The 4,270-nt window shown below is 57.9% G+C and carries 4 protein-coding genes and 1 pseudogene; 2 read left to right on the top strand and 3 right to left on the bottom strand.

The window, feature by feature from the left end:
* Positions 1–227: 227 nt before the first annotated feature.
* Both FJ934_RS27690 and choX read right to left on the bottom strand, forming a co-directional pair.
* Positions 228–899: a hypothetical protein gene (locus FJ934_RS27690; protein WP_140613572.1), complete on the bottom strand. Its 672-nt coding sequence runs from the start codon at positions 897–899 to the stop codon at positions 228–230.
* A 92-nt stretch (positions 900–991) separates the two neighbouring features.
* Complete coding sequence (gene choX, locus FJ934_RS27695; protein WP_140613573.1) at positions 992–1,930, bottom strand: choline ABC transporter substrate-binding protein; 939 nt, start codon at positions 1,928–1,930, stop codon at positions 992–994.
* A 98-nt stretch (positions 1,931–2,028) separates the two neighbouring features.
* Here choX and betI point away from each other — a divergent pair, with 98 nt between their 5' ends.
* Positions 2,029–2,628 (top strand): transcriptional regulator BetI, encoded by a 600-nt coding sequence (gene betI, locus FJ934_RS27700; RefSeq protein ID WP_140613574.1) that lies wholly within the window; start codon positions 2,029–2,031, stop codon positions 2,626–2,628.
* Positions 2,625–4,001 carry an amidase gene (locus FJ934_RS27705; protein WP_140613575.1) on the top strand — a complete coding sequence of 459 codons (1,377 nt, stop codon included), beginning with the start codon at positions 2,625–2,627 and terminating at the stop codon, positions 3,999–4,001. Before betI ends, FJ934_RS27705 begins: the two co-directional genes overlap by 4 nt.
* A 154-nt stretch (positions 4,002–4,155) precedes the next feature.
* Here FJ934_RS27705 and FJ934_RS27710 read toward each other — a convergent pair.
* A pseudogene (locus FJ934_RS27710) lies at positions 4,156–4,270 on the bottom strand (ATP-binding protein); the annotation flags it as partial.

Raw genomic sequence — 4,270 nt, forward strand, 5'->3', positions numbered from 1 at the left:
TCGTGTTGCCCCCGGATACGGGCTGGCCTCAGCCCGTGCGATCAGGCCCGAAATGGCCTCTTCGGCAGACAATCACAGTTTCTTGATCAAATCAAGAACATTACAGGAACAAGCCACCGTGGAAGTTGCAACGGACTTGTAGCCGATTGGCTAGATGCTAGACGGCCAGTCCATCGTCGCGGCATACTCCCCTGCGTAGCGCAACCTCATGCGCGAGGCATATTTCATCACATCGGCCATCCCTTGGTCACACCTTCAGCCTGTATTTCGAGCAGCTGCTGCTCACTGATTCCTTGCTTGGCAACTAGATCGGCTTTGAACTTCTCGGCCAGATCCACTTCCAGCTTGGCCTGCGCCATCGGTTCGGTGTTCGGGACGCGCTCCATGGCTTCACGAGTCGCCCTGGCTTCCGCCTCGCCGCTTTCCTTAAAGATCGCTCTCCGCATTTCCTCGGATAAGCCAAAGCGGTCCTCCGGAGCAGCGGAGAGCGCGGCGAGACGGCCTTCCTCGATGACTACCTTCGGATCTCCTGTGTCGCTATAGTTTTTCGCGAGCATCGCAATCCACAAACCCTGCCCGGCGCGGGCCTGTTCCTCGCTTCCATACACATAGAGGTAAATGTTGGTTGGGGAGCTGTGATACCGGAACGCTGTGCGTTGTTCGGCGGCCCGATACCGCTTCAAGATTTCCGCTTCCAGTTCTTCCTTTGTGGGAACCCCCAAGGCAACGATGTTCTGTGAAATCTGGGTCTTGATAGGCGCGTCGTAAATTTCCTCATCGATGAGCGAGAACTTTTCACTGTTTGCTGCATCGTCAGGCCCACATGCGGTCAGGAATGCAAGGACGGCCAAGCCGAGGGAAGGGCGGCGGCACCATTTGCTGATATTCCAGTCACGCATGGTTCCCAGAGCTCCCCCGTCGGCACTTGGGCGGGGGAGGTATCGTCCCGAGGCTCGTCAATGCCCGCAGATCACCGATCAGGCGATGATGGTCAGTTTGTGATCACAGCTGCCTTGACTGCAGCATAACCGTCCTTGCCGTCGAACGTCTTCACACCATCCAACCATGCGGTCAGCTTGTCGGGGTACTGCTTTATCAATTTGCGCGCTGCGTCTACCGGCTCGACGCTGTTGGTCATGATTTCGTTCATGCCATTGTTCTCATAGTCGATGTCGAAGTGCAGGTTTTCCAGGAACTTGGTCACGTTCGGGCATTCCTGGCGGTAGCCCTTGCGCGTCAGCGTCCGAACCGTCGCCCCACCAAAGTTGGGACCATATTCCTTGTCGCCGCCACTCAGGTAAGTCAGATCGAACTTGAGGTTCATGGGATGTGGCGCCCAAGCCAGGAAAACGATCCATTCCTTTCCCTTGGTCATCTTGTCGACCTGGGTCAACATAGCCGCCTCGCTGGACTCGACGACATTCCAGTCCTTGAGACCGTGCCTTCCGGCGGAAATCATATCGAGCAGCGGCTGGTTTGAGCCCGCTTCGATGCCGTAGATCGTTGAGTTGAATTTGTCAGAGAATTTCGAAAGATCATCGTACGAGGTCACCCCCGCCTTCGCGACATAGGTCGGCACGGCCAGCGTGAACTTGGCGCCCGTCAGGTTGGTGGTGAGGACATCGACATCGCCGTTGTCGATGTATGATTTGAATTCCTGTTCCTGGACGGGAAGCCAATTTCCCAGGAAAACGTCGATATCCTTGTTTTTCAAGCTTTCGAAGGTCACCGGCAGACCCAGAATGGTCTGTTCCGGTTCATAGCCCAAGGAAGTCAGTATGACGGACGCCGTCGCATTCGTCAGCGAAAGGTCCGTCCAGCTGAGGTCGGAGAATTTCACCTTCCGGCAGCTCTCGGGATCGGCGTGCGCAGGTGCGGCGGCCATGAAGATGGTCAGCGCGGCGCTTGCATAAAGGGCAAAGGCTTTCATCGGAGTTCCCCTGTTTTTGTTGAACGCTCCAACAATCATATCTTTTTTGTTGGCGTGTACAATAAAAAAATGCAAGATGGCGCTAACAGGAGGGACCGATGCCAAAAGTGGGAATGCAACCTATTCGGCAGAAGCAGATCATTGAGGCTGCCATTGACACCATTCACGAGCTTGGCATCGAGCAGAGTTCGATCCGCCAGATCGGTATGAAGGCGGGAATCTCGCCTAGTCTTATCACCCACTATTTCGGCAGCCGGGACGAGCTCTACACGCTTGTCCTGCGTCACCTGAACCGTGAGTTGTCACGCGTCACGATCGCCAGGCTGCGGACGGCTTCGACGCCGATGGAGCGCCTTCTCGCCATCGCCTCAGCGCAATTCGATGCCGAGCAGTTTCAGCCGGCGGTGGCAACGGCGTGGTTCGCACTTTGGGCCGCTCTGCGCGGCAATCACGAAATGATGCGCTATCAGGCAATCTACGAAAAGCGTCTGGCGAGCAATATCGCCTACTGCCTTCGCTCGCTCATTCCCGAAGGGCAGGTGGACTTTGCGGTCAACTGTCTCCTGGCAATGATCGACGGGCTCTGGGTCAAAGCGGCTCAACCAACCAGCCGAGTGACCACCGAGAATGCCCTGGCCATTTTCCAGAACTACGTCGTCCAGCTGGTCAGTCAGTTGGCGCGTGGGGGTGCCGAATGAATGTGTCGGACTATGTCGCTCAAGACGGCGTCGGTTTGGCGCGTCTGATCGAACGAAAAGAGGTTTCTCGGCGCGAAGTGATCGAGGCTGCGATCAGCGTCATTGAAAGCAGGGATGCCGCTCTCAATGCAGTGATCATGCGTAATTTCGACCCGAGCTGTTCGAGGTCCGATACCGGTGCTACCAGTGCATTGCGCGGTGTGCCCCTCCTTCTGAAGGACGTGAACCTCTATTCGTCAGACATGCCGACGACCTTCGGTTCGGCGTTCTTCAAGGGTGCGCCAGCAAAGCCTGACAGCATCATGGTCGATCGGTGGCGCCGTGCTGGCCTCGCTATCTTGGGCAAGACAAACACGCCGGAATTTGCTGCCGAGTTCGTCACGGAGCCTCGGGCGTATGGCACAACGCGCAACCCACGGGACCTCAATCTGACGGTGGGCGGAAGCAGCGGGGGGGCGGCCGCTGCGGTTGCTGCGGGAATGGTGCCGATTGCCCACGCAACGGACCTAGGTGGCTCGATCAGAATACCGGCTGCGTGCTGCGGCGTGTTCGGGTTCAAGCCGACCGGGGGTTTCAATCCCACAGGGCCGTACTTTGATGAGATTGCAGGTGGGCTGAACTCCGATCACGTTATCACGCGCACCGTGCGCGACAGCGCGGCATCGCTCGACATCACCGCCGATTTCTCTCCACAGCGCCATTCCTATCTCGAAGGCCTCGATAGACCTGTACGGCAGATAACAGTCGGGGTCTGCTGCACTGACCCGGCAGGCAGACCTTGTGGTCCGGACCAGCAGGAGGCAGTGAACCGGGCGGCTCAGGTTCTGGAATCATTCGGGCACCGCATTGTTGAATATCGCTATCCAGAGGGTCTCGACGCGTCCAATTGGTTCGATCACCTGTGGATTTTCGACCTCGTGCGCCTAGTCGAGGAACGCTCACGCGAACTCGGCAGAGCCCCGGCAGCCGAGGAGCTTGAGCCGTTGACGTGTCATCTTCTGGAAAAGGCCAAGGCGGGGGGAAATGGCGCACATGAGCGGGCACGCTCCGCCCGCGAGATCTATACCTCACGCTACCTGGGTTCGATGGAATCGATCCATGTCTGTTTGACGCCGACGCTGGCGACCGACCCTCCGAATGTCGGATCCTTGAGCTTCAGGGCATTTGGAGATGTCGAGGCCTGGAACGCGGCGGGTTACAGGTTCGCTCCCTACTCCATCCCATCGAACATCTCAGGACAGCCGTCCGCGTCGTGTCCGTATTTCAAAAATAGTTCAGGGCTCTCGGTCGGTGTGCAAATCAGCGGCAAGCCGGGCGATGATCTCCTCGTCTTGCAACTATGTGCCCAGCTGGAGCTATGTCACGCGGCATGAAGGTTTCCGCCAGGCCGCACTTGGATTGCCGCTTCGAGCGTAAATTGCCATGGCAGGTCGAATGTCCGCAAGGATCGTTCCCTGCCAGATGCTCGCCCATTCAACAGGCGATCAAACACGCCGCCATTGCTCGCTAATTAATGTAGCACAATGTCAAGAGATTGTGGCCGCCGGCCGCCGCCACTTCGAGCACGCGCTTGGCCGTCTCCTGGCCCTTGATGTCGGCGAGGTCGGGCAGGTCGCGCGCCGAGGCGTGGATGCCGGCTTCG

It is taken from the genome of Mesorhizobium sp. B2-4-12, assembly GCF_006441575.1.
In the GTDB taxonomy this organism is placed as follows: Bacteria; Pseudomonadota; Alphaproteobacteria; order Rhizobiales; family Rhizobiaceae; genus Mesorhizobium.